The sequence below is a fragment of the Chromohalobacter canadensis genome, from assembly GCF_029544075.1.
Classification (GTDB): domain Bacteria; phylum Pseudomonadota; class Gammaproteobacteria; order Pseudomonadales; family Halomonadaceae; genus Chromohalobacter; species Chromohalobacter canadensis_A.
In genome coordinates, this window is sequence record NZ_JAJQJH010000001.1 from 554603 (window position 1) to 579866 (window position 25264).

Annotated in this window: 26 protein-coding genes; 17 read left to right on the forward strand and 9 right to left on the reverse strand. The window is 62.7% G+C overall.

The window, feature by feature from the left end; all coding sequences use genetic code 11:
• The 10 genes from rfbA (at position 1) to LUN51_RS02620 (ending at position 10892) form a co-directional block, all read left to right on the forward strand.
• Complete coding sequence (gene rfbA / locus LUN51_RS02575) at positions 1 to 888, forward strand: glucose-1-phosphate thymidylyltransferase RfbA (protein ID WP_277810002.1); 888 nt, start codon at positions 1 to 3, stop codon at positions 886 to 888.
• On the forward strand, positions 885 to 1430 hold the full coding sequence (gene rfbC, locus LUN51_RS02580) for a dTDP-4-dehydrorhamnose 3,5-epimerase (protein WP_277810003.1): 546 nt from the start codon (positions 885 to 887) through the stop codon (positions 1428 to 1430). Before rfbA ends, rfbC begins: the two co-directional genes overlap by 4 nt.
• Positions 1427 to 2335, forward strand: coding sequence for a dTDP-4-dehydrorhamnose reductase (rfbD, locus tag LUN51_RS02585; RefSeq protein ID WP_277810004.1), 909 nt, complete (start codon positions 1427 to 1429; stop codon positions 2333 to 2335). Before rfbC ends, rfbD begins: the two co-directional genes overlap by 4 nt.
• A gap of 305 nt (positions 2336 to 2640) precedes the next feature.
• Positions 2641 to 4632, forward strand: coding sequence for a sensor domain-containing diguanylate cyclase (locus tag LUN51_RS02590; protein WP_277810005.1), 1992 nt, complete (start codon positions 2641 to 2643; stop codon positions 4630 to 4632).
• 100 nt (positions 4633 to 4732) lie between these two features.
• Positions 4733 to 5515 (forward strand): FadR/GntR family transcriptional regulator, encoded by a 783-nt coding sequence (locus LUN51_RS02595; RefSeq protein WP_277810006.1) that lies wholly within the window; start codon positions 4733 to 4735, stop codon positions 5513 to 5515.
• 37 nt (positions 5516 to 5552) lie between these two features.
• Positions 5553 to 6701, forward strand: a complete 1149-nt coding sequence (dgoD, locus tag LUN51_RS02600; protein ID WP_277810007.1) for a galactonate dehydratase — start codon at positions 5553 to 5555, stop codon at positions 6699 to 6701.
• A gap of 234 nt (positions 6702 to 6935) precedes the next feature.
• Positions 6936 to 7622: a 2-dehydro-3-deoxy-6-phosphogalactonate aldolase gene (locus LUN51_RS02605; protein WP_277810008.1), complete on the forward strand. Its 687-nt coding sequence runs from the start codon at positions 6936 to 6938 to the stop codon at positions 7620 to 7622.
• Positions 7619 to 8530 (forward strand): 2-dehydro-3-deoxygalactonokinase, encoded by a 912-nt coding sequence (locus LUN51_RS02610; protein ID WP_277810009.1) that lies wholly within the window; start codon positions 7619 to 7621, stop codon positions 8528 to 8530. Before LUN51_RS02605 ends, LUN51_RS02610 begins: the two co-directional genes overlap by 4 nt.
• A gap of 257 nt (positions 8531 to 8787) precedes the next feature.
• The gene (locus LUN51_RS02615) at positions 8788 to 9675 is read left to right on the forward strand and encodes an HAD-IIB family hydrolase (RefSeq protein ID WP_277810010.1); all 888 of its coding nucleotides are present in this window, start codon (positions 8788 to 8790) and stop codon (positions 9673 to 9675) included.
• Positions 9672 to 10892, forward strand: a complete 1221-nt coding sequence (locus tag LUN51_RS02620) for a glycosyl transferase (protein WP_277810011.1) — start codon at positions 9672 to 9674, stop codon at positions 10890 to 10892. Before LUN51_RS02615 ends, LUN51_RS02620 begins: the two co-directional genes overlap by 4 nt.
• 15 nt (positions 10893 to 10907) lie before the next feature.
• Here the strand turns inward: LUN51_RS02620 and LUN51_RS02625 are convergent, their stop codons facing one another.
• From LUN51_RS02625 to LUN51_RS02635, 3 genes are all read right to left on the reverse strand, one after another.
• The gene (locus LUN51_RS02625) at positions 10908 to 11654 is read right to left on the reverse strand and encodes an amino acid ABC transporter ATP-binding protein (RefSeq protein WP_277810012.1); all 747 of its coding nucleotides are present in this window, start codon (positions 11652 to 11654) and stop codon (positions 10908 to 10910) included.
• Positions 11651 to 12325: an amino acid ABC transporter permease gene (locus tag LUN51_RS02630; protein WP_097024183.1), complete on the reverse strand. Its 675-nt coding sequence runs from the start codon at positions 12323 to 12325 to the stop codon at positions 11651 to 11653. Before LUN51_RS02630 ends, LUN51_RS02625 begins: the two co-directional genes overlap by 4 nt.
• A 62-nt stretch (positions 12326 to 12387) precedes the next feature.
• Positions 12388 to 13146 carry an amino acid ABC transporter substrate-binding protein gene (locus LUN51_RS02635; protein WP_277810013.1) on the reverse strand — a complete coding sequence of 253 codons (759 nt, stop codon included), beginning with the start codon at positions 13144 to 13146 and terminating at the stop codon, positions 12388 to 12390.
• Between the two features lie 307 nt (positions 13147 to 13453).
• On the opposite strand from LUN51_RS02635, the gene LUN51_RS02640 reads away from it, so the two are divergent.
• From LUN51_RS02640 to LUN51_RS02660, 5 genes are all read left to right on the forward strand, one after another.
• Entirely contained in the window at positions 13454 to 14365 is a 912-nt protein-coding gene (locus tag LUN51_RS02640; protein ID WP_277810014.1) for an MBL fold metallo-hydrolase, read from the forward strand.
• A gap of 211 nt (positions 14366 to 14576) precedes the next feature.
• Entirely contained in the window at positions 14577 to 15035 is a 459-nt protein-coding gene (locus tag LUN51_RS02645; protein WP_277810183.1) for a YeeE/YedE family protein, read from the forward strand.
• Positions 15032 to 15445 carry a DUF6691 family protein gene (locus LUN51_RS02650; RefSeq protein ID WP_277810015.1) on the forward strand — a complete coding sequence of 138 codons (414 nt, stop codon included), beginning with the start codon at positions 15032 to 15034 and terminating at the stop codon, positions 15443 to 15445. The genes LUN51_RS02645 and LUN51_RS02650 overlap by 4 nt, the downstream gene beginning before the upstream one ends.
• Before the next feature lie 14 nt (positions 15446 to 15459).
• A complete protein-coding gene (locus tag LUN51_RS02655; RefSeq protein ID WP_277810016.1) occupies positions 15460 to 16161 on the forward strand; it encodes a response regulator in 702 nt (233 codons plus the stop codon).
• A complete protein-coding gene (locus tag LUN51_RS02660) occupies positions 16158 to 17480 on the forward strand; it encodes an ATP-binding protein (protein ID WP_277810017.1) in 1323 nt (440 codons plus the stop codon). The genes LUN51_RS02655 and LUN51_RS02660 overlap by 4 nt, the downstream gene beginning before the upstream one ends.
• 25 nt (positions 17481 to 17505) lie before the next feature.
• Here the strand turns inward: LUN51_RS02660 and dsbG are convergent, their stop codons facing one another.
• Genes dsbG through dsbD form a run of 3 tightly spaced genes read right to left on the reverse strand, consistent with a single transcriptional unit; the run spans position 17506 to position 20943 of the window.
• Positions 17506 to 18273 (reverse strand): thiol:disulfide interchange protein DsbG, encoded by a 768-nt coding sequence (dsbG, locus tag LUN51_RS02665; protein WP_277810018.1) that lies wholly within the window; start codon positions 18271 to 18273, stop codon positions 17506 to 17508.
• 13 nt (positions 18274 to 18286) lie between these two features.
• Positions 18287 to 19108, reverse strand: coding sequence for a TlpA family protein disulfide reductase (locus tag LUN51_RS02670; RefSeq protein ID WP_277810019.1), 822 nt, complete (start codon positions 19106 to 19108; stop codon positions 18287 to 18289).
• Positions 19105 to 20943, reverse strand: coding sequence for a protein-disulfide reductase DsbD (dsbD, locus tag LUN51_RS02675; protein ID WP_277810020.1), 1839 nt, complete (start codon positions 20941 to 20943; stop codon positions 19105 to 19107). Before dsbD ends, LUN51_RS02670 begins: the two co-directional genes overlap by 4 nt.
• Before the next feature lie 224 nt (positions 20944 to 21167).
• Here dsbD and LUN51_RS02680 point away from each other — a divergent pair, with 224 nt between their 5' ends.
• Positions 21168 to 21692 (forward strand): hypothetical protein, encoded by a 525-nt coding sequence (locus LUN51_RS02680; protein ID WP_277810021.1) that lies wholly within the window; start codon positions 21168 to 21170, stop codon positions 21690 to 21692.
• A gap of 22 nt (positions 21693 to 21714) precedes the next feature.
• Here the strand turns inward: LUN51_RS02680 and crcB are convergent, their stop codons facing one another.
• The 3 genes from crcB to LUN51_RS02695 form a co-directional block, all read right to left on the reverse strand.
• A complete protein-coding gene (gene crcB, locus LUN51_RS02685; RefSeq protein WP_277810022.1) occupies positions 21715 to 22113 on the reverse strand; it encodes a fluoride efflux transporter CrcB in 399 nt (132 codons plus the stop codon).
• 264 nt (positions 22114 to 22377) lie between these two features.
• Entirely contained in the window at positions 22378 to 24180 is a 1803-nt protein-coding gene (locus LUN51_RS02690; protein ID WP_277810023.1) for a sugar phosphorylase, read from the reverse strand.
• 115 nt (positions 24181 to 24295) lie between these two features.
• Positions 24296 to 24544: a GlsB/YeaQ/YmgE family stress response membrane protein gene (locus tag LUN51_RS02695; protein ID WP_075369582.1), complete on the reverse strand. Its 249-nt coding sequence runs from the start codon at positions 24542 to 24544 to the stop codon at positions 24296 to 24298.
• Positions 24545 to 24734: 190 nt separating this feature from the next.
• Here LUN51_RS02695 and nrdR point away from each other — a divergent pair, with 190 nt between their 5' ends.
• Complete coding sequence (gene nrdR / locus LUN51_RS02700) at positions 24735 to 25220, forward strand: transcriptional regulator NrdR (protein WP_040243189.1); 486 nt, start codon at positions 24735 to 24737, stop codon at positions 25218 to 25220.
• The last annotated feature ends 44 nt before the right edge of the window (positions 25221 to 25264 follow it).

A 25264-nucleotide genomic window follows, 5' to 3' on the forward strand; every position in this document is an offset into this window, starting at 1 on the left:
ATGAAACGTAAAGGCATTATTTTGGCGGGTGGCTCCGGAACACGCTTGCACCCGGTCACGTTGGCGGTTTCCAAGCAGCTGTTGCCGGTGCACGACAAGCCGATGATTTATTATCCGTTGGCGACGTTGATGATGGCGGGGATCGACGAGGTGTTGATCATTTCGACCCCGCAGGACACACCGCGTTTCGAGCAGTTGCTCGGCGATGGGTCGCAATGGGGCATATCACTGCAATACGCGGTGCAGCCGTCGCCGGATGGTTTGGCTCAGGCCTTTATCATCGCCAAGGACTTTCTCGATGGCGCGCCCAGTTGCTTGATGTTGGGCGACAATATCTTCTACGGGCACGATCTGAAGCCGTTGCTCGACAGCGCCATGGCGCGTCCCCATGGGGCGAGCGTGTTCGCCTACCATGTGCATGACCCTGAACGTTACGGCGTGGTGGATTTCGATGCCCAGGGGCGGGCTACGTCATTGGAGGAAAAACCGGCCGAGCCCAAGTCGCACTATGCCGTGACGGGCCTGTATTTCTACGACGGTGATGTGGTCGAGATGGCCGAGTCGCTGACTCCGTCCGCGCGTGGCGAGCTGGAAATCACCGATATCAACCGGCTATACCTCGAACGTGGCGATCTCAATGTGGAGATCATGGGGCGCGGTTTTGCCTGGCTGGATACCGGCACCCACGAGTCGCTGATGGAGGCGTCCAACTTCATCGCCACCATCGAACATCGCCAGGGGCTGAAGGCGTGCTGCCCTGAGGAAATTGCCTGGCGCCGAGGGTTGATCGACGATGAACGGCTGCTGGCATTGGCGGCGCCGTTGGCGAAGAGCGGCTATGGACAATATTTGCAGCGCCTGGTGAAGGAAGGGAGGCAACGCGCATGAAAACCATCGAAACATCGCTGCCGGAGGTCGTGATTCTCGAGCCGAAGGTGTTCGGCGACGAGCGGGGCTTCTTCATGGAAAGCTTCAACCGGCGTGCGTTCGAAGAGGCCACCGGTTGCGAGCGGGATTTCGTGCAGGATAACCACTCGCGCTCGCGCCAAGGGGTGCTGCGCGGGCTGCATTACCAGCTCGAGCAACCGCAAGGCAAACTGGTACGGGTCACCCATGGCCGGGTGTTCGATGTGGCGGTGGATTTGCGCCGTTCTTCCGCGCATTTCGGGCGTTGGGTTGGTGTGGAGCTGTCTGCGGAAAACCACCGTCAGTTGTGGGTGCCGGAGGGCTTTGGGCATGGTTTCGTGGTGCTTTCCGAGAGTGCCGACTTTCTGTACAAGACCACCGCTTATTACCATCCTGCCTCTGAGCGCAGCATTCGTTACGACGATCCCGAGTTGGCGATCGCTTGGCCGGATGTGCCGGGTCTGACACTGTCGGACAAGGACTTGGCCGGTGCAGCGTTTCACGAGGCGGAGGTGTTCGAATGAGTGAGCCAATACGCCCCGAATGGTTGTTGTTGGGTGCGGGGGGGCAGGTCGGGCGCGAGTTGTGTCGTGCCTTGCAGCCGCTGGGTCAGGGCGTTGCCTTGACTCGCGCGGAATGCGATCTGTCGGTCCCGGGGGCCGCCGAGGAGATGATTGCGCGTTACGAGCCCGGCATGGTCGTCAATGCAGCGGCCTATACAGCGGTCGACCGCGCCGAGGAAGAGCCGGCTCTGGCGCGCCGCATCAATGCCGAGGCGGTGGCGGAGATCGCCCAGGCCTGCGCTCGCCATGACATGCCGCTGGTACATTACTCGACGGATTACGTTTTCGATGGGTCGGGAGAGGCGCCGTTTGCGGAACATGATGCGACGGGGCCGCTGGGAGAATACGGCCGCTCCAAGCTGGCGGGAGAGCAGGCGATTGCCGATGCCGGGGGACGTTCCCTGGTGCTACGCACTAGCTGGGTGTATGCCGCCCATGGCCGCAACTTCGTTCGGACCATGCTGCGCTTGGCCGCCGAACGCGATCACCTGCGTATTATCGACGACCAGGTCGGCGCACCGACGTGGGCCGCGACGATTGCCGACGTCACGGCCCTGGCACTATTCGAATGGCGTCGCCAGGCATGGGATGCGCAACTGTCGGGTGTCTATCATCTGAGCGCGTCGGATAGCGTGAGTTGGTGCGGTTTCGCCCAGGCGATTTTCGAGGAGGCTGCGAATCTGGGGCTGCTGGAAGCGACGGCATTGCCCAGTGTTGAGGCGATTCCCTCCAGTGCGTATCCGCAGCCGGCACGTCGGCCTCTCAATTCGCGACTCTCGACCCAACGCCTGCAAACGGCCTTCGGTATCGCAATGCCGCACTGGCGTGAAGCCTTGCGCGTGTGCCTGACATCGATGCGGGCATGAGATGGGTCGCCATGAGCTGCGCTGGGGCGACGTCATGGCGAGGAAACATCCGGCAATGGGTTGGCGCCTGGGATTCGACATGCCCGGATACCGGCCGATTTAGCGGGTGTGCCTGCGACAATGGTGGAATATCGCGTTTCAAAGAGTAACGTTCGGCTTACGTCAGGTATACTATCGCCCCGTGAACCAAAGGGTATCGCCGGGTAGAGGCGATACATGCCGAATTTGCGCCGCTGGCTGCCCTTGGCTACCGCGCCAAGGAAGGTGTGACGGGCGTTGCCCACCGCCGATTACGATTATTCCCCATGATGCGCTTGAAGAGCCTCGGCGTTCGCTTGGTCATTGCGACGATTGTGCCCCTCCTGTTGGTTACGGTCATGCTGTATCCGATTTTTCGTACCCACCTGGAGACACGTCTCGACAGCAGTCGCCAGGGCGCGACGACGCTGTTGAACGCCGAACACGACGCTCTGCTGCACGATATGAACGAGAGCTTCAATCAGGTGCTGGCGGTGGCCGATCTGCCGATCCTGCGGCGCCATCTGCGTAACGTGCTTGCCGGGGATGAGGGGGAGGCTACGCTCGATCCTTTGGCCGCCATGCTCGAAACGTTGGCGACCCATTTCGGGCGCTATACGCGTCTGGTGCTCATCGACATGACCGGAGAAGAACTGCTCGAGGCTGGCTCGCGCATGCTGCCGTATCCGACAGGTATCCGATATGCTCAGTCGGGGGTTTTCCGCGGTACCGAGCGATTGCCGCCCCGGGGGCTCTACGTTTCCGCCCCCCGCCTCGGGGAGAGCCGCCGGGAGGGCAAGCTGGTCACTACGGCGGTGATCGATATCGCCACGCCGGTATTTGGTCAGGACGGCCAACGCCTGGGGATGCTGTTGTTTACCCTGGATTGGCATTACCTCACGGCGAGCCTTCCGCATGCCATCGACAGCGGTGAAGGAGTGCGGGCCGTTATGGTGGATGATCAGGGCAGATGGCTGCTGCCCAATACCGAGGCAGGGCTTCGCTTCGGCGATTCCCTCGCGGAGCGCTATCCCCACGTCTGGCACGATCTCTCTTCCCAACCGCAGGGCGAGATATTGCTCGATGACGACCTCTTGCAATTCCGCACGCAGGATATTCGTGCGGCTGCCGAGAGCAACAAGGTGGGCATGATCGTCACTCCGTCGGCGTCCCAACCCTGGCGGCTGGGGATCGTGGTGCCGCGCCCCAGCTTGGCCGGCCTGCTGGCGGAGAATCCCTGGCAAATCGCGGTGCTCGCGCTCATCTATCTGCTTTCGGTGATCGTGGGGGTGCTGTGGGTGCTCAGCCTGCATCGCCAACGTTACTTGCGTCGCCAAGCGATGGGATTTTCCCGCGAAGCTCAGCATCTCGCCAGGGAATCCCGGCAGTATGCCAGCGAGGTACAGGATCTCTATGAGAACGCGCCCTGTGGCTATCATTCGCTGGATCGCGATGGGCGTATCGTTAAGATCAACCGCACCGAGCTGGAGTGGTTGGGGTACCGGGCCGATGAAGTGATCGACAAACAGCATTATCGCGATTTCGTGACCCCCGGTACCCGCGCGGCGTTCGACAATGCATTCCAGGGCGTTCTGAGCGCGAGGCAGGAAGGGGCTGCGGAGTGTGTGCTCATGTGCCGTGATGGCACCCGGCTACCGGTAGCCATCCAAGCCACTGCCCAAGTCATTGAGGGGCAGTTTCAATATTCCCGTGCCACGGTATTCGATCTGAGCGAGCGCAAGCAGCTCGAGGCGCGCCTGGCCGAGCAGGCCATGGTCGATCCGTTGACTGGGTTGTGGAATCGACGTTACCTGAAGGGGCAGGCGGCCAAGGAATTAGCGCGGGCATGCCGTAGCGGAACGTCGCTGAGCCTGATCGTCATCGATCTGGATCACTTCAAGCGCATCAACGACACTCACGGCCATGATGTGGGCGATCTGATACTGCAGTCCTTCGCCGATACAGCGCGAGCGCAGTTGCGCGAAGGGGATACTCTGTGTCGCATGGGCGGCGAGGAGTTCATCGTCCTGTTGCCCGATACGGCTCCCGAGAAGGCCATGCAGGTTGCTGAGCGGCTGCGTCTGGCCATCTCGGCCACGCCAGCCGAGGTGGAGGCCGACGCCGTTGCGACAGGTCGCCTGGCCTACACTGCCTCGCTGGGGTTGGCGCGCGTCGCTCTCGATGAAGCGTCTCTGGAGCCGGCCATCAAGCGTGCCGACGAAGGCCTCTATGCGGCCAAGAACGCGGGGCGCAATCGCGTGCACTGGCACACCGGCTAGGCCGCTATCCACCAATGTCTAAAGGCGCGGTGACAGTGAATGCTGGATTCTATGTCGGACATAGAGGTAAATTTGTCCAACAAGGCAGGCGGAGCCGTTTATGCGCCCCTCTTCACTTTCCGGTACCACGGCACGACCCGATATCGCCGAGTCGTTGGCCCAGGCGATTTTCAGTGGCCGTTATGCACCCGGTGACTTGATCCCCCGCGAGCTGGATCTTTGTGAGACGTATGGCGTCAGCCGAAGCACGGTGCGTAGCGTCTTGCAAAATCTGGTTTCGGCAGGGCTTTTGGTACGTATTTCAGGTCAGGGTACACGTGTACGAGAGCTGACCCAGTGGCACATGCTCGATCCGCGAGTGACCGAGTGGATGGCGCGCTATGCCGAGCCCAACCCACGCTTCCAGCGTGAAATCTATGCCTTCCGTGTGGCCGTCGAACCTTTCGTAGCGTACCTGGCGGCAACCGCTGCCACGGCCACCGATCTGCTGGCCATCGAGCAGGCCTACGACGGCATGACGCGGAGTCTCGAGACGCCCGATCACTGTTGGGAAGGGCGCTCCCACGACGATTATGATGTGGCCTTCCACGAGGCGATTTTCGCCGCGACACACAACGTTGTGTGGACGCAGCTCAGTCATGTGCTGCGGCCCACGATCACGGTGCTGGTCCAGCGTTCCAACCAGAGCGCCGATGAGCTCGCCGACAGCATGGAGCGCCACCGCAAGGTGATGGAAGCGATTCGTCTGCGTCAGCCGGAACGGGCGCAAGCGTGTGCCTTGGCGGTCCTCGAGCGCACCGGGAAAGATCTGGGTATCGCCGAATCCCCGACGGACCTGCCTTCATTATCCCCACTTGGCGGCGCCACTCCCGACGGGCGCTGAGCGTGTCATCACTTTTGCATCGACAAGGAGACTTCTCGTGAAGATTACCCAGCTCAAGACCTGGCAAGTACCGCCGCGTTGGTTGTTCCTCAAGATCGAGACCGATGAGGGATGCTACGGCTGGGGCGAGCCGGTCGTGGAAGGACGCGCGGCCACCGTCGAGGCGGCAGTGCACGAACTCGCCGACTATCTGGTTGGCCAGGATCCGCACCGTATCGAATACCTTTGGGACACGATGTACCGTGCGGGTTTCTATCGTGGCGGTCCTATCCTGATGAGTGCCATCGCCGGGATCGATCAGGCGCTTTGGGATCTCAAGGGGCGCGATCTCGGTGTGCCCGTGTATCAGTTGCTGGGCGGCAAGGTGCGCGACAAGATGCGCATGTACGCCTGGACCGGCGGCGATCGACCCAGCGACGTGGGCGCAGGCGCCAAGGCCTTGGTCGAAAAGGGATTCACGGCGTTCAAGATGAACGGCACGCCTGAAATGCAGATCGTCGATTCGCACCGCAAGATCGACGAGGCCGTGGCGCGGGTCGCCGAAGCGCGCGAGGTGGTGGGCCCGGACGTGGGCATCGCCATCGACTTTCACGGGCGCGTGCATCGTCCCATGGCCAAGGTGCTGATGCGCGAGCTGGAGCCCTATCACCCGATGTTCGTCGAGGAGCCGGTGCTGCCCGAACATCTGCCTAGCCTCAAACATATTGCCACCGGGCTTGGTTATCCCATTGCCACCGGCGAACGGTTGCATACGCGCTACCAATTCCGGGACCTGCTGGCGGAGGGCATGGTGGATATCATCCAACCCGACCTCTCGCACTGCGGCGGCATCAGCGAGGGCATGAAGATCGCCTCGCTGGCGTCGTGCCACGATGTCGCACTGGCCCCGCATTGCCCGCTGGGGCCGTTGACGTTGGCCGCGTCGCTACACGTAGATGCGGTGAACCACAACGCGTTCATCCAGGAGCAGAGCATGGGCATCCACTACAATCGTGATAACGATGTGTTGGATTACCTGGTCGATAAGTCAGCGCTGACCATCACCGATGGCTTCTGCGCGATTCCCGAGGGCCCCGGCCTGGGGGTCGAGATTGATGAGGCCTTCGTCGAGGAGCGCGCCAAGGTCGGCCATCGCTGGCGCAACCCAGTGTGGACACATGACGACGGCTCCATCGCCGAGTGGTAATGGTGAGAGGGAACTTGTTCCCGATGATGGTCCCACCAGCTCCTGGCCTTGGTGGTCTTGTGGGGGAGGGGGCTTGTTCCCGATGATGGTCCCACCAGCTCCTGGCCTTGGTGGTTTTTGTGGGAGAGGCAGCTTGTTCCTGATGATGGTCCCACCAGCTCCTGGCCTTGGTGGTCTTGTGGGAGGGAACTTGTTCCCGACGGTACGCTCTCTAGGTGTGGTAAAGGAGGCTTTATGAACGAGACACAACGCGCCGCGCTCGATGCGGCACTCGAAGAGTTGCCACTGGTGGCGATTCTGCGTGGTATTCGCCCCGAGGAGATCGACAAGGTTTTCGATGAGTTGGTTGCAGCGGGGTTTCGCCTGATCGAGATTCCCCTCAACTCCCCCTTGCCATGGAAAAGCATCGAACGCGTCGCGGCACGTTGCCCTGAGCATGTGCTAGTGGGCGCCGGTACGGTGCTGGAAGCCGATGACACGGCCGAGCTGGCACGCCTGAACGCACCGTTGATGGTCACCCCCAACAGCGATCCCGAGGTGATCCGCGCCGGCGTCGAGCAGGGCCTGGCGCCGCTGGTCGGCTGCATGACGCCGAGCGAAGCGCTGAGCGCGGCGCGCGCCGGGGCCACGGCACTCAAGCTGTTCCCGGCTGGGCGTCTGGGCACCGGCTACTTCAAGGATATCAGTGCGATCCTGCCGCCCGAGCTTCCGGTATTCGCCGTCGGCGGTATCGACAAGAGCAACATGTCCGATTGGCATGGCGTGGGCATTCGTGGCTTCGGCTTTGGCAGCAATCTTTACCGTCCCGGGCGCAGTGCTGTCGAAGTGGGTGAAGTCGCACGCGAGCTCGTCGCCGAGTGGCGGCGGCTTGAAGAGCTCTACACCATGACCGAATTGTTCGAGCACGAGGGCGATCAATGAGCGCCGAGCAGCGACTGATCGTCATCGACTGGGGCACCAGCAATTTTCGGGCGTTTCTGGTCGACCGACAAAGCGGTGCCTGCCTCGAGTCGCGGCGTAGTGAGGCAGGTCTCAAGGCGCTGGAAACCACCGAGTTTCCGCATTACTGCCAAGCCCAGGTTGGCGACTGGCGCGAGGGCGGGCGTGTGCCGATCTATCTCGCGGGCATGGTGGGCTCCAAGCGCGGCTGGAGTGAAGCGCCGCAGCTCGACCTGCCCGTCTCGGGGCGCGATCTTGCCGCGCATGTGGTGGCCGCGCCAGGATTGGAAAACGCCTGGATTGTGCCCGGCGTGAAGCACGTCGATGATGCGCACTGCGACGTTATGCGCGGTGAGGAAGTCCAGGCTTTCGGCGCTCTTGCTCTGTCGGGTACCCCCAACGCTGATTGTTGCCTGCCGGGCACGCATAGCAAGTGGGCGCGACTGCACGATAACCGCCTGATCGCTTTCACCACCCTGATGACCGGCGAGCTTTATCACGCGGTACGCTTTCATACCTTGCCGGGCGAGCCTGCTCGTGATGAGGCGCCATTCGATGAAGATGCCTTTCGTCAGGGGCTAGCGCGTGCCCAAGGCGAGGACGGTGTGCTGCATGCGCTATTCGAGGCGCGCAGCCGGCATCTCTATCGTGGCCTGGCCGCCGAGCAAGTGGGCAGCTTCATCTCCGGCGTCTTGATCGGCGAGGAGGTGCGCGCCATGCGCGCCACGCGCCCCGATCTCGAGCGCTTGCTGTTGATCGGCGCCGAGGCTCTACGGCGTCCTTATACGCTGGCACTGGAAGCGGCTGGTCTCGAGGTCACACCGCTGGATAGCGACGCGGCGACGCTCGCCGGCTTGGCGATGATTGCCGAGCATCATCACGCTCAGTAACGCCTTCTGCTGATAATACCTTATGGTGATACGCCCCGTTGTAGTGCACAAGTTGCGCTACAACGGGGCGTTTTTGTGTCCAGATATCAGTCATGCACCGTGGCGGCGCGCACAGTTCCCCAGACACTCGGGTTTCTGGCGGAGTATGGCACGATCCGTGCTACCTTCATCGGAAACGTGCCGTTCAGCACGACCGTGCACGACGGTCCTGTGGCGCGTTCCTGAACATGTGAGGCGGTGCCAAGGGGAGAAGGCTCATGACGCAGTCGGTTTCGCATACGCCGTGGCTGGTGTTCACCGATTTGGATGGCACGTTACTCGACCACGACAGTTATACGTGGCAGCCCGCCGCCGCCTGGTTGGAACGGCTCGCCGAGGTCGGTGTTGCTGTAATTCCCACGACCAGCAAGACTCGCGAGGAGTTGCTGGCGCTGCGCGTTGAGCTAGGGCTCCAGGCAACCCCGTTCATCGCCGAGAATGGAGCTGTCATCGGGTTGCCGGCGCGATGGCAACATGCCCGGCTGGATCGTGACCCCGCCGCGCCGGATGGGTTGATCGTCAAGACGCCGTCGCTGGATATAGGGTTCATCCGCAGGCGGCTTGAGGTGTTGCGTGAGCGGCTGGGCGTGCGCTTTCGCAGCATGGCGGAATTGTCCCTCGATACGCTGTGCGAGTTGACCTCGCTGAGCGCCGACAAGGCGCGTCAGGCGCAGGCGCGCGAGGGCAGCGAGCCCTTGCTGTGGGACGACGACGAGTCGGCCTTGGAACGCTTTCGTCACGCTCTGGAAAGCGATGGCCTGCGTCTGACCCGGGGCGGGCGTTTCTGGCATGTCATGGGGGCAGTGGATAAAGGTCAGTCGGTGCGCTGGTTGATCGACCGCTACGCGGCGTTGCGTGGCACACGGCCCGCCAGTGTGGGGCTGGGCGACGGACCCAACGATATCAGCCTGCTCGAAGCGGTCGATCACCCGATACTGGTGCGCGGCAAACATGGTGCGACGGTCAACGTTGCCACCGAGGTGCCGCTCTTTCGCACCCGGCAGCCCGGCCCGGAAGGTTGGGCCGAGGGTATCGCCGACTGGTGGCAGACCTGCATGGATGCGACGTCCGGCGACAAGGCATCCCAGGAGGGCACGTCACGATGAGCGACTTCTATCAGAACGGTATTGTCACCACCTTTCATAATCTCACCCAGCGCCCGGTGGAGGCACTGGAAGCCGACTTGGTGCGGTTTTCCAAGCGCCGCCCGATGGGGCTGATCCTGCCCTCGCTGTTCTCCGAGCTCGAGGGGCCGGCGCTATCGAACATCGTCGACGAGCTAGCGCAGGTGCCCTACCTCTCGGAAATCGTGATCGGGCTGGATCGCGCCGACCGTGACCAGTTCCTGCGTGCCCGCGAATTCTTCTCGCACCTGCCGCAGCATCACCGCATCTTGTGGAACGACGGGCCGCGCCTATCGGCGCTGGATGCCGAGCTGAGCGCGCTCGATCTGGCGCCGCAGGAGCCCGGCAAGGGACGTAACGTGTGGTATTGCAGCGGTTACGTGCTGGCCTCCGCGCGCACGGAGGCGGTGGCACTGCACGATTGCGATATCGTGACCTATGACCGCGGCATGCTGGCACGCCTGCTGTATCCGGTCGCCAATCCGCAGTTCAACTACGAGTTTTGCAAGGGCTATTACTCGCGGGTGGCCGACGGCAAGCTCAACGGGCGTGTAGCGCGGCTGATGGTGACCCCGCTGATCCGTGCGCTGAAGATGGTCTTCGGGCCGCTACCGTACCTGGAGTATCTGGACAGCTATCGTTACCCGCTCTCGGGGGAGTTCTCGATGCGCGCCGATGTGCTCGACGGCATCCGCATTCCCAGCGACTGGGGGCTGGAGATCGGCGTGCTGTCGGAGGTTCATCGCAACCACTCGACCAAGCGGCTGTGCCAGGTGGACATCGCCGATGCCTACGATCACAAGCATCAGCCCGTCTCCCAGAACGACCCCAGCGGCGGCCTCAACCGCATGAGCCTGGACATCGCCAAGGCCATGTTCCGCAAGCTGGCGACACTGGGCGTGCCCATCCACTCCGAGACCTTCCGCACCATCAAGGCAACCTACTATCGCACCGCGCTGGATCTGATCGAGGCCTACGACAACGACGCGCGCATGAACGGTCTGTCGCTCGATCGTCACAGCGAGGAACAGGCCGTGGAGCTTTTCACCGCCAACATCCTCGAGGCGGGGGCGTCGTTTCTCGAATCGCCTCGCGACAAGCCGTTCATTCCCAGTTGGAACCGGGTAAGCGCGGCTATCCAAGACCTCAAGGAACGCATGTACGAGGCCGTGGAACTCGACAATCAGGGCCAGGTCTGACCCGCGAGGCATGCGTCAGATCGGGTTGTTGGCCAGCACCTTGCGCAAAAAGCGTTGCGTGCGTTCGTCCTGGGGGTTGGTGAAAAGCTCGTCGGGCGGGCCTTGTTCGATGATGCGGCCTTCGTCCATGAACACCACGCGGTCAGCGACTTCGCGGGCGAATTGCATCTCGTGGCTGACTACGATCATGGTCTGGCGCTCCAGGGCGAGGTGCTTCATCAGGGCAAGCACCTCGTCGACCCACTCCGGGTCGAGTGCGGACGTGGGCTCATCGAAGAGGATGACTTCCGCCTTGGCGGCCATCGCACGCCCGATGCCTACGCGTTGCTGTTGGCCGCCGGAGAGAGATGCCGGATATGCATTGGCCTTGTCGGCGAGACCGATGCGTTCGAGAATCTCGCGCCCTCGGGCATGTGCTTCTGCTTTGGAGAGGCCATCGACGACGATCATGCCTTCGCAGATGTTGTCCAGCGCGGTCTTGTTGGAGAACAAGGCGTAGTTCTGGAATACGAACGCCGTACGCCGGCGTAGCGCGAGAATCTCCCGGCGTGTGGCGTGCTTGGCATCGAGGCTGAGGTTGCCCACCGTGAGGCGCCCGGCGTCGGGCGTTTCAAGATAATTGATGCAGCGTAGAAGCGTCGACTTACCGGTGCCCGACGGGCCGATGACGACGATGATCTCGCCTTGCTCCAGCGTAAGGTCGATGTTCTCGAAGACGGTATGCGCGCCGAAGCGTTTGGTGATGCCGTTGAGTGCGATCATCGTTGATAGGCCCGATTGAGACGTTTTTCCAGCCGTCGCTGTAACCACGAAAGAATTTCCACTACCACCCAGTAGATGATTGCCGCCAACAAGAACGCTTCGAAATAGAGAAAGCTGCCTGCCGCCTCTTTCTGTGTGGCGCCCATCAGTTCCGTGACGCCTAGTGTGAAGGCCAGGGAGGTGGCCTTGATCATGTCGATGAAATAGTTCATGAGCGTCGGCGTGGCCACGCGCGTCGCCTGTGGCAGGACGATGCGACGCATCAGTTGCCCTTGGGTCATGCCGATGGACAGCGCTGCTTCCGTCTGGCTGCGGTCGACCCCGACGATGGCGGCGCGGATCGATTCCGCCATGTAGGCAGAAAAGTGCAGGGTCAGCCCCAGGATGGTGGCGGTGATGCCGTTGATCGCGACCAGGAAGGTCAGAATTTGCGGTAAACCGTAATAGAACAGGAACAGTTGCACCAGCAGCGGCGTGCCGCGAAAGAAGGAAATGAACAGCATGGCCAGGGCGTTGAGCCCTGGCATGCGCTGCACGCGTACGACGGCCAGCAGGCAGGCCAGTACCAGCGCCGCAACCATCCCGGCGCCGGCCATTTCCAATGTCAGCGGTAGATAGCCGAGTAAAATCGGCAACAACCCCAGCATGTAGTCGAGATCGAGAACGTGCATGATCGAGTCGCCTAAAAGCATACGACCGAGGCAAGCCCCGGCCGTTCAAATGAAGCGTGGTGTCACGGCGTGGTGATATCGGTACCGAACCACTTCTCTGAGATTTGCGTCAGCGTGCCGTTCTCGCGCAGGTCGGCGAGAGCGTCATCGACGCGATCGCGCAGGGCGCGTCCGTCTTCGTTGTCGCGGAAGGGCAGGGCGTTTTCGATACGCGAGAACGGCTGGCCGGCGAGCGCGAGCGGCAAGGGCTTGTCCTTGATCACCTGGGTAGCGCTGACCCGGTCCATGACGAAGGCGTCGGCGCGCCCCAGGGCGACATCCTGCTCGATGTTGGAGTCGTAGGTCTTGATGTCGATCTCGTCCGCGTAGGGCAGTTCGCGCAGCAACTGCTCGTAGTTGGAACCGAGGTTGACCGCTACCGTCTTGCCCTTGAGATCCTCGACTCCCTGGATGTCGTCGTTGCCCTTGCGCACCACGACCTGTGCGCCGTCATACACATAGGGCTTCGTGAAGGCGTACTTGGCCTTGCGCTCGGGGGTGATAGTGATCTGGTTGGCGATGGTATCGATGCGCCCGGAATCGAGCATGCCCGCCAGTCCCGAGAAACTCGCGGTGACGAACTCGATCTCGTCGCCGGTCTGTTCGCCCACGGCGTTCATGACGTCGACCTCGAAGCCTTTCAGCTCATCCTGCTCGACGAAGGTAAAGGGGTAATAACCGCCCGACATGCCGACCCGTAGGGTGTCGGCATGCGCGGTCACGGCGACCGCACTCAAGGCAAGGCCGGTCAGGGCATGTTTGGCGATTTGGCTCAGTGTCATGGTCGGCTCCTAACGGATAAGGCGAAGAACGCAATGCCGGAAACGACGAGTCTGGCACAGTGACGCGTCGTGCAACGGTGAGTGTAGCTTAAATAGTTCGATAGAGAATAATAGCCAAATTTTATATTCCTTTTTGTTTTTGTGCATCCCGCGGTACTTCCCGGTGCCATGTCGATCGTTATTGCTGGTGTTTATAGCGAGACAACATGTGTCGCGCCTTTATATAAAAAAAGGATATAACGTTAGAACATTAAATGCGTTATCCTGTTTATAACGTTCAAGCACTCGGGAGGCGATGACGGACGCAATGAAAACCTTTGCCTTATCACGCGGAAAGAGAACCGGCCAGCCGGACGTCGCGGGCTTTTTCGACCCGCGTACCTTCAGCATTCAGTATGTCGTCAGCGACCCGGCCACGCGGCACTGCGCGATCATCGATCCGGTGCTCGACTTCGATGAGAAGTCCGGCGCCACAGCGACGCTCCAGGCAGATGAGCTCTTGGCCTACATCGAGCGGAAAGGGCTCGCGGTCGACTGGATTCTGGATACCCATCCCCATGCGGATCACTTTTCCGCCGCGCGCTATCTACATGAAAAAACCGGCGCCCCTACCGCTATCGGCGGGCCGGTGACCCAAGTCCAGTCGTTGTGGAAGGAGATCTACAACTGGCCGGACCTGAAGGACGACGGCAGCCAGTGGGATCGTCTGTTCGACGACGGGGATACCTTTACGCTGGGCGAGATCGATTGCCACGTGATGCATTCCCCGGGCCATACGCTGGCCTCGATCACCTACGTGATCGGCGATGCCGCCTTCGTTCACGACACCCTGTTCCAGCCCGATTTCGGCACCGCCCGCGCCGACTTCCCCGGGGGAAGCGCCCATCAGCTGTGGCACTCGATCCAGGCGATCCTGGCGCTGCCCGACGAGACGCGCCTGTTCACCGGCCACGATTACATGCCCGACGGGCGCGAACCGCAGTGGGAAAGCACCGTGCGCGAGCAGCGTGAGCACAACAAGCATCGGCTCGGCGAGAGCAGCGAAGCCGAGTACGTCGAGCTGCGCAACCGCCGCGACAGCGAGCTGCCCATGCCGAAGCTGATCTTGCACGCGTTGCAGGTCAACATCCTCGGCGGGCGGCTTCCCGAGCCGGAGAGCAACGGCAAGCGCTATCTGAAGATACCGCTCAATGCGCTGGAAGGCGCGGCCTGGGAGTGAGATGCACCACAGGCCACGGCACGACTCAGATAACGAGGCTGGCTCGTCATGCATCAGTCGCGTCTTTCTGAGCACCTTCGGTGCCTGGGGCGAGCTGCATGGCTGTGGGGCGACGCCGCTGAGCCACCCCGGTATCGACGTGCCGTCTCCGGGCCTTCGGCGACAGCCGGTTGAGACAACTCTGGTGGCGACAACGCCACGAGGACACGAGATGGAAACGATGGGTTGGTTGCAAGGGGCATTGGGCGGCGTCCTGATCGGTCTTTCCGCCACACTCCTGATGGGGCTGCTGGGACGCATTGCCGGGATCAGCGGCATCCTCTCCGGGCTGATTTTCGAGCGCGGCGGGGACAGGCCCTGGCGACTGGCGTTCCTGCTGGGCCTCGTCTCCGGACCTGGACTGTTGATGCTGTCCGGCCTGGACTGGGGCAATGTGGCAGGCGACAGCGGGGCGACGGTCGGCGCTCCGGCGAGCGGGCTGACGACGATGCTGGTAGCTGGCCTGTTGGTCGGATTGGGCACGGGGCTGGGCAGCGGCTGCACCAGCGGGCACGGGGTCTGCGGATTGGCGCGTCTCTCGCCCCGCTCGGTGGCCGCGACGCTCGTCTTCGTGCTGGTCGCCATGCTGACGGTATTCGTTGCGCGGCACATGCTGGAGGGCTCGGCATGAAGGCACTGGCGGGTTATCTGGCAGGGCTGCTGTTCGGGCTTGGGCTGGCGATCAGCGGCATGACCGATCCGGCACGGGTCATCGGCTTCCTCGACGTGGCCGGCGACTGGGACTCGACCCTGGTCTTTGTGCTGGGTGGCGCCGTCGTGACGACCTTCTTGGGGTACCGACTGGTCTGGCGACGCTCCGCGCCATTGCTGGAGCCCCGCTTTCAGCTACCCACACGCAGTGATCTCGACGCTCGTTTGCTTGGTGGTGCGGCGCTTTTCGGCATCGGCTGGGGGCTTTCGGGGTACTGTCCTGGGCCGGCGGTCGCCTCGCTTCCGGGGCTGAGCTGGCCGCTGACGGTATTCGTCGTGACGTTGGTAGCGGGATGGTGGCTGTCCCGTCGCCTGACGCCGGGGGCTTGAACGAAGGAGCGTCCATGCACGTATTGCTCATCGAAGATGATGAACTGGTTGCGGCTGGTATTCGTGCGGGGCTGGAAAGTCATGGGTGGGCGGTCGATACCGTCGCCTCGATGGCAGCGGCGCGTCATGCCCTGCAGGTCGTGACGAGCGATATCGTGGTACTCGACCGTGGCCTTCGCGATGGCGATGGGTTGACGCTGGTCGAGGAATGGCGCGAGGCCGGCAAGCGCGTGCCGGTGCTGGTACTGACCGCCCGCGATGCCGTCAGCGACCGCATCGCGGGGCTCGATGCCGGTGCCGACGATTATCTGGTCAAGCCCTTCGATCTCGACGAACTGGTGGCGCGACTGCATGCGTTATTGCGGCGTGCGGGCGGCCGGGCCCATCCATGTATCGTGCATGGTGCGTTGCGGTTCGATCCCCAGGCGCGCCAGGTCACCTGGCGGGGGTGGCCCGTCACGCTTTCGCGGCGGGAACTGGTGCTGCTGGAGACCTTCCTGCAGTCGCCGGGCAGCGTGCTGAGCGCGAACCAACTGCGCGATAGCCTCTACGGCCTCGACGACGAGGTGGAGAGCAATGCGCTCAACGTCCACATTCATCATCTCCGCCGCAAAGTGGCCCCGGCCGTGATCGAGACGGTCCGGGGTCTCGGATACCGTCTCGGCACGCCCGAGGCCCTGGCGGGAACGGAGGCCTCGTCGGTGGCGTCGCGATGAGTCTCAAGATGCGCTTGCTGGTGATACTCGGCGTGACCTTGACGGCCACCTGGAGCCTGGCGGCGGCCTGGCTGTGGCGGGACCTCAACGACGAGGTGGAGCGCACGCTCGATCGGCGCCTCGCTCAGTCGGCGCACATGGTCGCCGGCCTGGTGGCGCGTCTGCCCGAAGACAGCTGGGAAGCCAGCGGCATGCAGCAGGCGTCCCTCGTGGCACCGCTCGAAGGGGTCGCCTGTCAGGTGAGCGATGCACAGGGCCGCGTACTGGCACGTACCCACACGGACATGACGGCGGTATTCGATGTCGATCAGCCGGGGTATGCGTATCGGCACCGGGCGGGACAGGACTGGCGCGTCTACACCCTGATGCACGACGGCGTGACCATCACTACCGCCGATCGCGTGACCGAACGGCGCGGCCTGATGCGCGATATTCTCGCGGTGGTCATCGTGCCTTTCGCCGTGGCGCTGCTCATCAGCGGCGTTGTGTTGTGGTGGGGAACCCGGCGTGCCTTGCGCCCGCTCGACGGGTGGTGCGAGGCGCTGGGTCGCCGGCACCGTGACGATCTCTCGCCGGTGGCGGCCGGCGGCCTGCCCCGTGAACTGCAGCCGTTGATCGCCACGCTCAATGCCTTGCTGGCGCGCATGCGTGCTGCCATTCAGCGCGAGCAGCGCTTCACCGATGCTGCCGCGCACGAGCTGCGGACACCGCTGACCGCCGTCAAGACGCACCTTCAGGTCGCGCGGCGCGTGGAGGGCGAGGCGACTCATCAGGCCGTGATGCATGCCGAGCAGGGAGCCCAGCGCTTGGCCGCCACGCTTGATCAATTGCTGGCCCTGGCGCGTATCGAGGGCGCCGGGGTGCAGCACGAGACAGACGGTGCGACAGTGGCCGATATCGTCCGTAGCGCCGTGCGCGATACGCAAAAGCCTGCTCGTATCGTCGTCCCGGCTAAACTCCCGGATGCGCGCGTGGGAGTGTCGCTGGAACTGGCCGCCACGGCGCTGCGTAACGTACTCGACAACGCGCTCCAGCATGGCCCGGTCGGTTTGCCGGTGACGTTGGACGTAGACTTGGCGCCGCATGAGACGAATGCCACCGCGTGGGTTGAGCTACGCGTGCACGACCAAGGGCCGGGAGTGCCCGATGAGGCGCTTGCTCATGTCACCGAGCGCTTTTGGCGGCATTCGGCTACGTCGGGTAGTGGTCTAGGGCTTGCGATCACGGCCGCGATTGCAGAACGTGCCAGTGGCGAACTGCAATTTCAGCACCCTGCAAGCGGTGGCTTCGAAGTGTGCATGAAGCTGCCACAGGTCTGATTTTCGTGTCACCTAATGCGGGTGATCAGGGGCGTGGCGAGCCCATGACGGCGCGCATTTTTTCCTCGTCTGGCATTCCCTGAGCAACCTCTAGCTTACCGTCCTGATGATAGACGATCGACGGTGTACCCCGAAGGTTCAGCTCGCGCATGAGGGTGTTGTTGTCCTGAACTTGCTGCTCGATATCGGCCGGTTGTGCGGACGGGGCCACCTCGTCGCCGCGATTGTGTGCCGTGAAGGCGGCGGTGGGATCGTCGGCGCCCAGCAGTGTGGCTGCCTTGGCGGGGCTATCCGACTTGAGAACACCAACCATGATGTGATGCAGCTGAACATCACCGGCCTCGACCCAGGGGCGTGCGGCGTCCCAGAAGCGTTTGCAGTATGGGCAGTTGGGGTCGGTGAAGACGTACACCGTGCGCGGGGCGTCGCTGATGCCGTCGAGGATCCAATGACTGTCCTCGAGGCGTTGCCACACGGCGGCGTTCTGCGGTCCCTTGACGAATTCGTCGAGCGGCTTGCTCGATAGGTTGTTGCCTTCGGCATCGACAAGGTTGCCGACGATGGCGTGCTGGCCGTTTTCGGTGACATAGATCGCCACCGGCTGGCCTTGCGCGCTAGCGGCGTAACCTGTCAGGCCATCGGGGGCCTCGAAGCGTTCGTGCACCGTCAATCCTTGATCGACGAGTGCTTCGACGGGTGCGGGCAGGTTCTCGGGCTGGCTCCAGGCGGGCGTGGCAGCCAAGGCGAGAGCACTGATGAGACCTAGGCGTATGGTGCATGCGATCAAAGACATGCGGATTCTCCTATTAAAGTGGAGTCAGGCGTGACAAGGCGTGTTTCAAGGTGGCTTGCGAGAGTTCGCCGAAATGCGTGTCGACCAGGCGGCCATCGGCGTCATAGAACAAGGTAGTGGGCATCGCTTTGACGCCTACGTGCTCTCCGAGCGCCAGCGTCTCGTCACGTAGCACGTTATCGAGATCGAGGGATTCGTTGTCCAGGTAGTGACGGATGACCTGGCGAGCCTCGCCCTGATTGACGAACACGAAGGTGACCTCGTCACGGCGCTGCTGCGTATCGGCGAGCAGCGGCATCTCGCGCCTGCAGGGTGGGCACCAACTGGCCCAGAGGTTTACTACCAAGGGCTGGTTGTCGTGCAGGGCAGGGAGGTCGACGGTAGTACCGTCGAGTGTTATCAGGCGCGTGTCGGGAAGCGTGCCATCGGTGGGGCTGAGCTGGCTCACGGTGACCGCTGCGATGCCCCAGCTTATGCCGCCTGCGAGCAAGGCAATACACAGGGCGCGACGCTGGAAAGGCGCGCGCCATAGTCGCCAACCACAGCAGACCAGGGCGGCAGCAAGCCCGCCCCACGGGTCGAAGCCACGGTCACGGATGTCGAGCATGGTCCACAAAGGATCGTAGGAACCCCAGTAGCGCACGATGAACACCAGGCGCGCGCCGAGCAGGGCAACGAAAACTAATGTAAAGAGGGTGTCGCTGACGCCGATGCGTCGTCGACGCCCGACCAAGGCGCCGGTGATGGTGGCGACGAGCAATGCGAAGACAAGCAGCAATTGGCCGAGGCTGACTGCCAGGGGACCTAGGGCCAGGCTGCGGTCGAGGACCGTCATGCCCCTTCCTTCGTCGCGGTTGCTGTATGTGTGGAGCCGAGGCGTTCAAGGAACTCTTCCGCACTCAATTCACCCACGATGCGGTTGTCTCGACGTTCGCGGCCATCGGCGCCGTAGAGCAGCAGGGTGGGTGGGCCGACCACGCCCAGTGCTTGCATGATGGCCTGGTCCGTAGAGTCGTTGTCGGTAACGTCGATGCGTATGAGTTGCACGTCTTCCAGAGCCGCTTGCACACGTGCATCGTCGAACACTTCTTCCTCGATGACCTCGCAACTGATGCACCAGTCGGCGGTGAATTCCACGAGTGTCTGACGTTGCTGTGCTGCTGCCTCCTCGAGACGCGCGTTCAACGCGTCGCGGTCGTCGATGGTCTCGAAGCTGAGTGTCGAGGATGTCTCAGTGCCATGCGGGCCGCCGCTGCCCGTGAAGTCTGCCAAGGGCCGCAACGGAGCATGTTGGCCTCCCGCCGCGCCGACGAGCATGAGAATTCCCCATACGCCGAGGATCGTGGCCAGGCTGCGTCCCAGCACCTTCAGCGCGTCGTGCAGTGCATGTGCCGTTGCCCAGGCGGCCTGGGCGAGGCCGATGAACAGAGCACCCCAGGCGGCCATCTCCAGCGCAGGGGGCAGGATGCGTGCCGCGAACCATATCGCCATGCCCAACAATACGAAGCCGAAGATAGCGCGTACGCGAGTCATCCACGCCCCGGGGCGCGGCAGAATTCGCGGCCCGAGCAGTCCTACTGCGAACAAGGGAGCGCCCATCCCCAGCCCCAATGACCACAGGGCCAGACCGCCTTGCCAGGCGTTGCCGCTTTCGGCGATGTAAAGCAGGGCCCCGGCCAGCGGTGCCGTCATGCAGGGGCCGACCAGTAGTGCCGAGAGTACGCCCATGATGGCTGCGCCCTTGAGGCGTCCGCCGCGTTGGCGTTCCAGGCGCGCATCGAGCCGGGTACGTAAGCCTTGGGGTAACGTCAGATCGAACACGCCGAACATCGCCAGGGCTAGCAGCACGAAAAGCACGGCGAAGCTGGCGATGAAGATAGGCGCTTGGAACAGCATCTGAAGATTGGCCCCGGCCAGCGCCGCCGCGACACCTAGCGCTGCGTACGTCGTGGCCATGGGCAGGATGTAGGCGAGCGAAAGCGCGGCACCGTCACGCATGCGTGGCCGGCCATCACGGGTAGCACCGACGACGAGACTGGAAAGTATCGGCACCATGGGAAGCACGCAGGGCGTGAAGGTCAGCAGCAACCCCATGCCGAAGAAGGCCAGCAGCACCCAGCCCAGTCGCGCATCGGCCAGTTGAGATGCGAGGCGTTGGTCGTCGGCTTGAGCGGCGTCGGGAGTGGGCGAAGCGTCGCTCGAGTTTGCCGCATCATCGGTGCCGGGCTCGAAGGCAGTGTCACGCGCATGATCCGTGGTGTTGGCGCTATCCGCTTTGCTGCTGGCGGTGAGCGTGTCGGCATCGAAGGTTCGGTGCTGCGGCGGATAACACAGTCCGGCTTCGGCACAGCCTTGCCAAGTCAGCGTCACCTGCTCGGCATCGCCCAGCGCGGCACGCAATGCCACTTGATGATGGTAGACCTCTGAGCGACCGAAATAGTCGTCCTCGATGGTCTCGCCCTTAGGTAGCTCGATATCCACCGGGCCATCTTCGGTTTCGACGCTGAAGCGATGCCGATACAGGTAATACTCTGGCGCGATGTCCCACTCGGCGATGAGCGTGCCGTCATCGCGCGATACAGACAACGAGAAGGCCTGCTCGGCGGAGAGGAAGTCGTCTTGGCTGGCAAACGGCGATTCGGCGAGGGCCGGGGTGGCGAAGACGAGCATGAGCGCGGCCAGACAGGCTGCGAGCCCATGGCGCAGGGAGCGAAAATGGCATATTGGCCGGCGCGAAGCGTGAATCATGATAGTCCATACGGGTGACGAGATGGCGCCTAGCATAACGGCAGGGGATTAGCCGAGCATTAAGTGTCGAGATTTCGTGGTGCGGCGCTTGCCAAGCGAGCGGCAACGCGCTGAAGTGGTGTGATTGCAATCTGCAGGGGGGCGATATGACAACAGGCTGGAATAACTGGATATCACGACAACCACCGAGCACCACACCATCGCCTATCGACGACACGCCGCTCGCCGGGCAAGAAGAGGCCCAGTGGTTGCCACTGGCGCATGGCATCTACCGGGCGCTGTTCCAGTGGACGACGCCCAGTGCGCAGGGTGCCATGGCCAATGCCGGCCTGCTGCGCGCTGTGAGGGCGGTGAACCTGTTCGCGGCAGCCGACGTGCCGGCCGAGCGTCGCCACATGATCGTCCTCGTCTCAGGAGCAGCGACGCCGTGCCTTCTCGAGGATGCCGCCTATGCGCGTCATTACGGATTGCCGGACGCCTCGAACAATCCCAACCGCGTGTTGATCGAGGCGCTACAGCGCGAAGGCGTCGGCGTCATGGTGTGTCTGCAAGCCTGGCACGGTCAGGGATTTGCCCGCGATACCCTGCTGGCCGATATCGAGCTGGCGCAGTCTGGCATGACAGTGGGCATCGCGCTGCAGAACGCCGGCTTCGCGCTGGTGGCGGTTTAACGCTATCCCTATTGCCATACGCTCATTTCAAGACTCCCGTAAGGTGTTTGATGGCACCGAAGGTGGCGATGCCTACGCCGGTCATGGCCAACGAGCCGAGTACGTGCACGGCGATGCCCGATAATGCCATGAGGTAACGCCCGGCCTGCAGGTTAGTGAACATCTCGGCGGAAAAGGTCGAGAAGGTCGTCAACGCCCCCAAAAAGCCGGTCACCACGAATAGACGCCATTCGGGGGAGAGATGCGGCAACTGGGCGAAGAAGGCGATAGAAAGGCCGATCAACCAGGCGCCTAGCCAGTTGGCGGCCAAGGTTCCGGGGGGGATCGAGGGGAAAAGGGCGTTGAGCCATATTCCCAGTAGCCAGCGTAGGTTGGCGCCGAGCGCGGCACCGGCGCCGATCGCCACGATGGAAAACCACATGCGTTCAATTCCTCGCAATTGAGAATGATCAACGAGGTGGGCGTACGGGGGCGGCGAGGCTGAAAGAAATAACCGTGGATACCTGCGCACGACGCACCTCGAGTGCGTTGGCAGGCATCATTAGCACTGGCGAGAACGCGTCGGCGATGTGGTGCCGATGCCAGGCGGTTTATCGCGATGGGCGCCGTGTTTCGGACGCCGATGACGACGGGAGGAATGCCATCTCCACACTTACAGTAACCAGCACGGCGCGCATCGGCAAGCCTATGTCGGTGCGCCAGGCCGTTGCACCAGCCACAAGCTGCGATATGGGCGCAGTTCACGCGGGGCCTGCGCATCCCAGGGCGCATCGGCAAGCAGGTCGTACCAGCCGTCTTCGTCGAGGTCGGGCAAGGGCAGTGGCTGGCGTTTGTCAGTGACGTTGTAGACCGCGAGCAAGCGACGCCCATCGGCCAGCGGACCTCGCTGCACGGCGAACAGCGTCGGCGGTGTGTCGACGATGTGCTGCTCGACCTGGGGATGAAAGCAGGGCTCCTGGGCGCGCAGCTTGAGACGCCGGCGCAATGCCATGAACACCTCTCGCGTGGGCGTATTGCGGCTATCGAGAAGTTCGTCGAGGGCTTCCTTCTGCCAGCGCCGACGGTTGATGGTACGCAACTGTCCGCTGCGCTCGACGCCTTCGTGGTCATTGAGCGTGGCGGTCAGGCAGTGGAAATAGATGCCCGGCACGCCCTGCAGCGCGAGCATCAAGTGCTGGCTGCACAGAAAACGTTCCACCTGCCAGGGGTCGGCGCCGCGACGTGTGCCACGTAGCGCATCGAAGTAGGTAATGTTGACCTCGTAGGGCGTGTCCTTGCCATCGGCATTGGCCTTCATGCTCACATACCCACCGAAGCGGTGCATGAGCTCGAGCATGGCATTGATCTCGTGGGGCGGTAACAGCCCTTCCAGCGCGCGTACGCCGATCCCGTCGTGGCTGGCGGTAAAGTTGAAATAGGTGCAGCCGGGCGGCAACGCGGGGAGGCTGCGTGCCCAGGCTTCCAGCGCCGTGGCATCGCCGCTGGTGAGCGTGTGCACCAACAGTGGCGGCAGCGTGAACTGATAGATCATGTGCGCTTCGTCGGGGCGCGCGGGCGCGTTCGACGTGGTGGTATCGTCGAGGCGTTCGAGGCCGAAGTAGCTCATGTTCTCGCGGTGCGGCACGTTGGTTTCGGTGATCAGCAGCGTGCCGGGGGCGAGGTGGTCGAGCACGGCGCGTAGCAGCCGGACCACGGCATGGGTTTCCGGTAGGTGGATGCACGAAGTGCCGACTTCCTTCCACAGGTAGGCGATGGCGTCGAGGCGGATGATGCGCGCGCCTTGCTCCACGTAGTAGAGCATGATGCCGATGAACTCGATGAGCACATCGGGATTGGCGAAGTTGAGATCGATCTGGTCCTCGGAAAATGTCGCCCACAGATAACGTGTCCCGCGGCGCGTGGAAACCGGCACCAACAGCGGCGAGCTGCGTGGCCGGGTGACATCCGACAGGTCGGTGTTCGGGTCCATTTCGATGAAGTAGTCACGGCCCGGCTGGGTGCCAGCGAGGTAGTCGACGAACCACAGCGATTCCCGCGAGACGTGATTGATGACCAGGTCGACCATCAAATCGCCGTGGCGTGTCAGTCGGCGGATGTCTTCCCAGTCGCCTAGTGCGGGGTTGACCTCGCGATAATGGATCACCGAGAAGCCATCGTCGCTGCTCCAGGGGAAGAAAGGCAGCACGTGAACGCCGCTGAAGGTGTCCGCGAGGCGCGTCTCGAGAAACTCGTCGAGCACTTGCAGTGGTGGCCGCTCGCCGTCGAGCAATAGATCGCCGTAGGTGATCAGTAACTGGTCGCGTTCGCTCCATAATGGACGCGAGCGTTCGGGAATGGCACCACGTTGGTGCGATATAAGGCGCTGCAGGCGGCGTAATACTTCATCGGCGCGCGGTCCGTAAATCTCGTCCAAGCGTGCCTTGGCGCGCGTGGTGAAAGCGGCTTCATCGAGTTCGGTCTGCGGGGCTGGGGGGGTAGGGTGGGGCATCGATGGTCCTCGTGAGAATCGGTGGCTCGCACGTCGACATTATCGTTGCTGTTGCAGGAGTCGTGCCATGCGCGACACGCCGGCGGATGGCCGGCGTGTACGGACGCGGCAAGGGTCATTTCTTCACGATGCGGTAAAGCCCCAGGAGGATGATGGCGCCGAGTACGGCGATGACGAAACTGCCGAGGTTGAAGCCATCCACCGAGCCGAATCCCAGCGCGGTGCCGACCCAGCCCCCAACAATGGCCCCGAGGATCCCGATGATCATGGTAATGATCATGCCGCCGGGATCGCGCCCCGGCATGATCAATTTGGCGACAATACCGGCCAGCAGACCGAATACGATCCATGCGATGATGCCCATTGGCTTTATCTCCTAGGCGGTTCCTTGAAAGCATGCTGGGCGAGCGCGGAAACGCAAGCAGCCTCATGAGCTTGGCTGGCCTGGCGGCAGTGCGCAAGCGAGTTTCCGCGCGGCGCGGGGAAAGGCTACAATGTCGGTCAATCTCAATGACAACGACTCATTCTCGATACTCAACCGCGGACGCGCCACGATGCACTGCCCCTTTTGTGGAAAGTATGACACCAAGGTGACCGATTCGCGCCTCGTGGCCGAGGGGGATCAGGTGCGTCGGCGTCGCCAGTGCAATGACTGCGGCGAACGCTTCACTACCTACGAGACGGCGGAGCTGGTCATGCCCCGTGTCATCAAGGGCGACGGCTCGCGGGAGACCTTCGATGAGCGCAAGTTGCGCGCCGGCATGTTACGCGCATTGGAAAAACGCCCGGTCAGTGCCGAATCCATCGAGGCGGCGGTCGAGCGTATCCGTCAGCGTCTGCGTGCCCGTGGTGAGCGTGAATTGGAGGCGCGCGAGATCGGCGAGGAGGTCATGCGTTCGCTGAAACGGCTCGATCAAGTCGCCTACATCCGCTTCGCCTCCGTCTATCGACGCTTCCAGGACCTCGACGAGTTTCGCGCCGAAATCGACCGCTTGGCGCAAGAGCCCAGCTTTGTGCCCGATGATAACGATCAGCGCTGACCTCGATACGTACCGACGCGAATCGCTCAAGAAGTGATCCATGA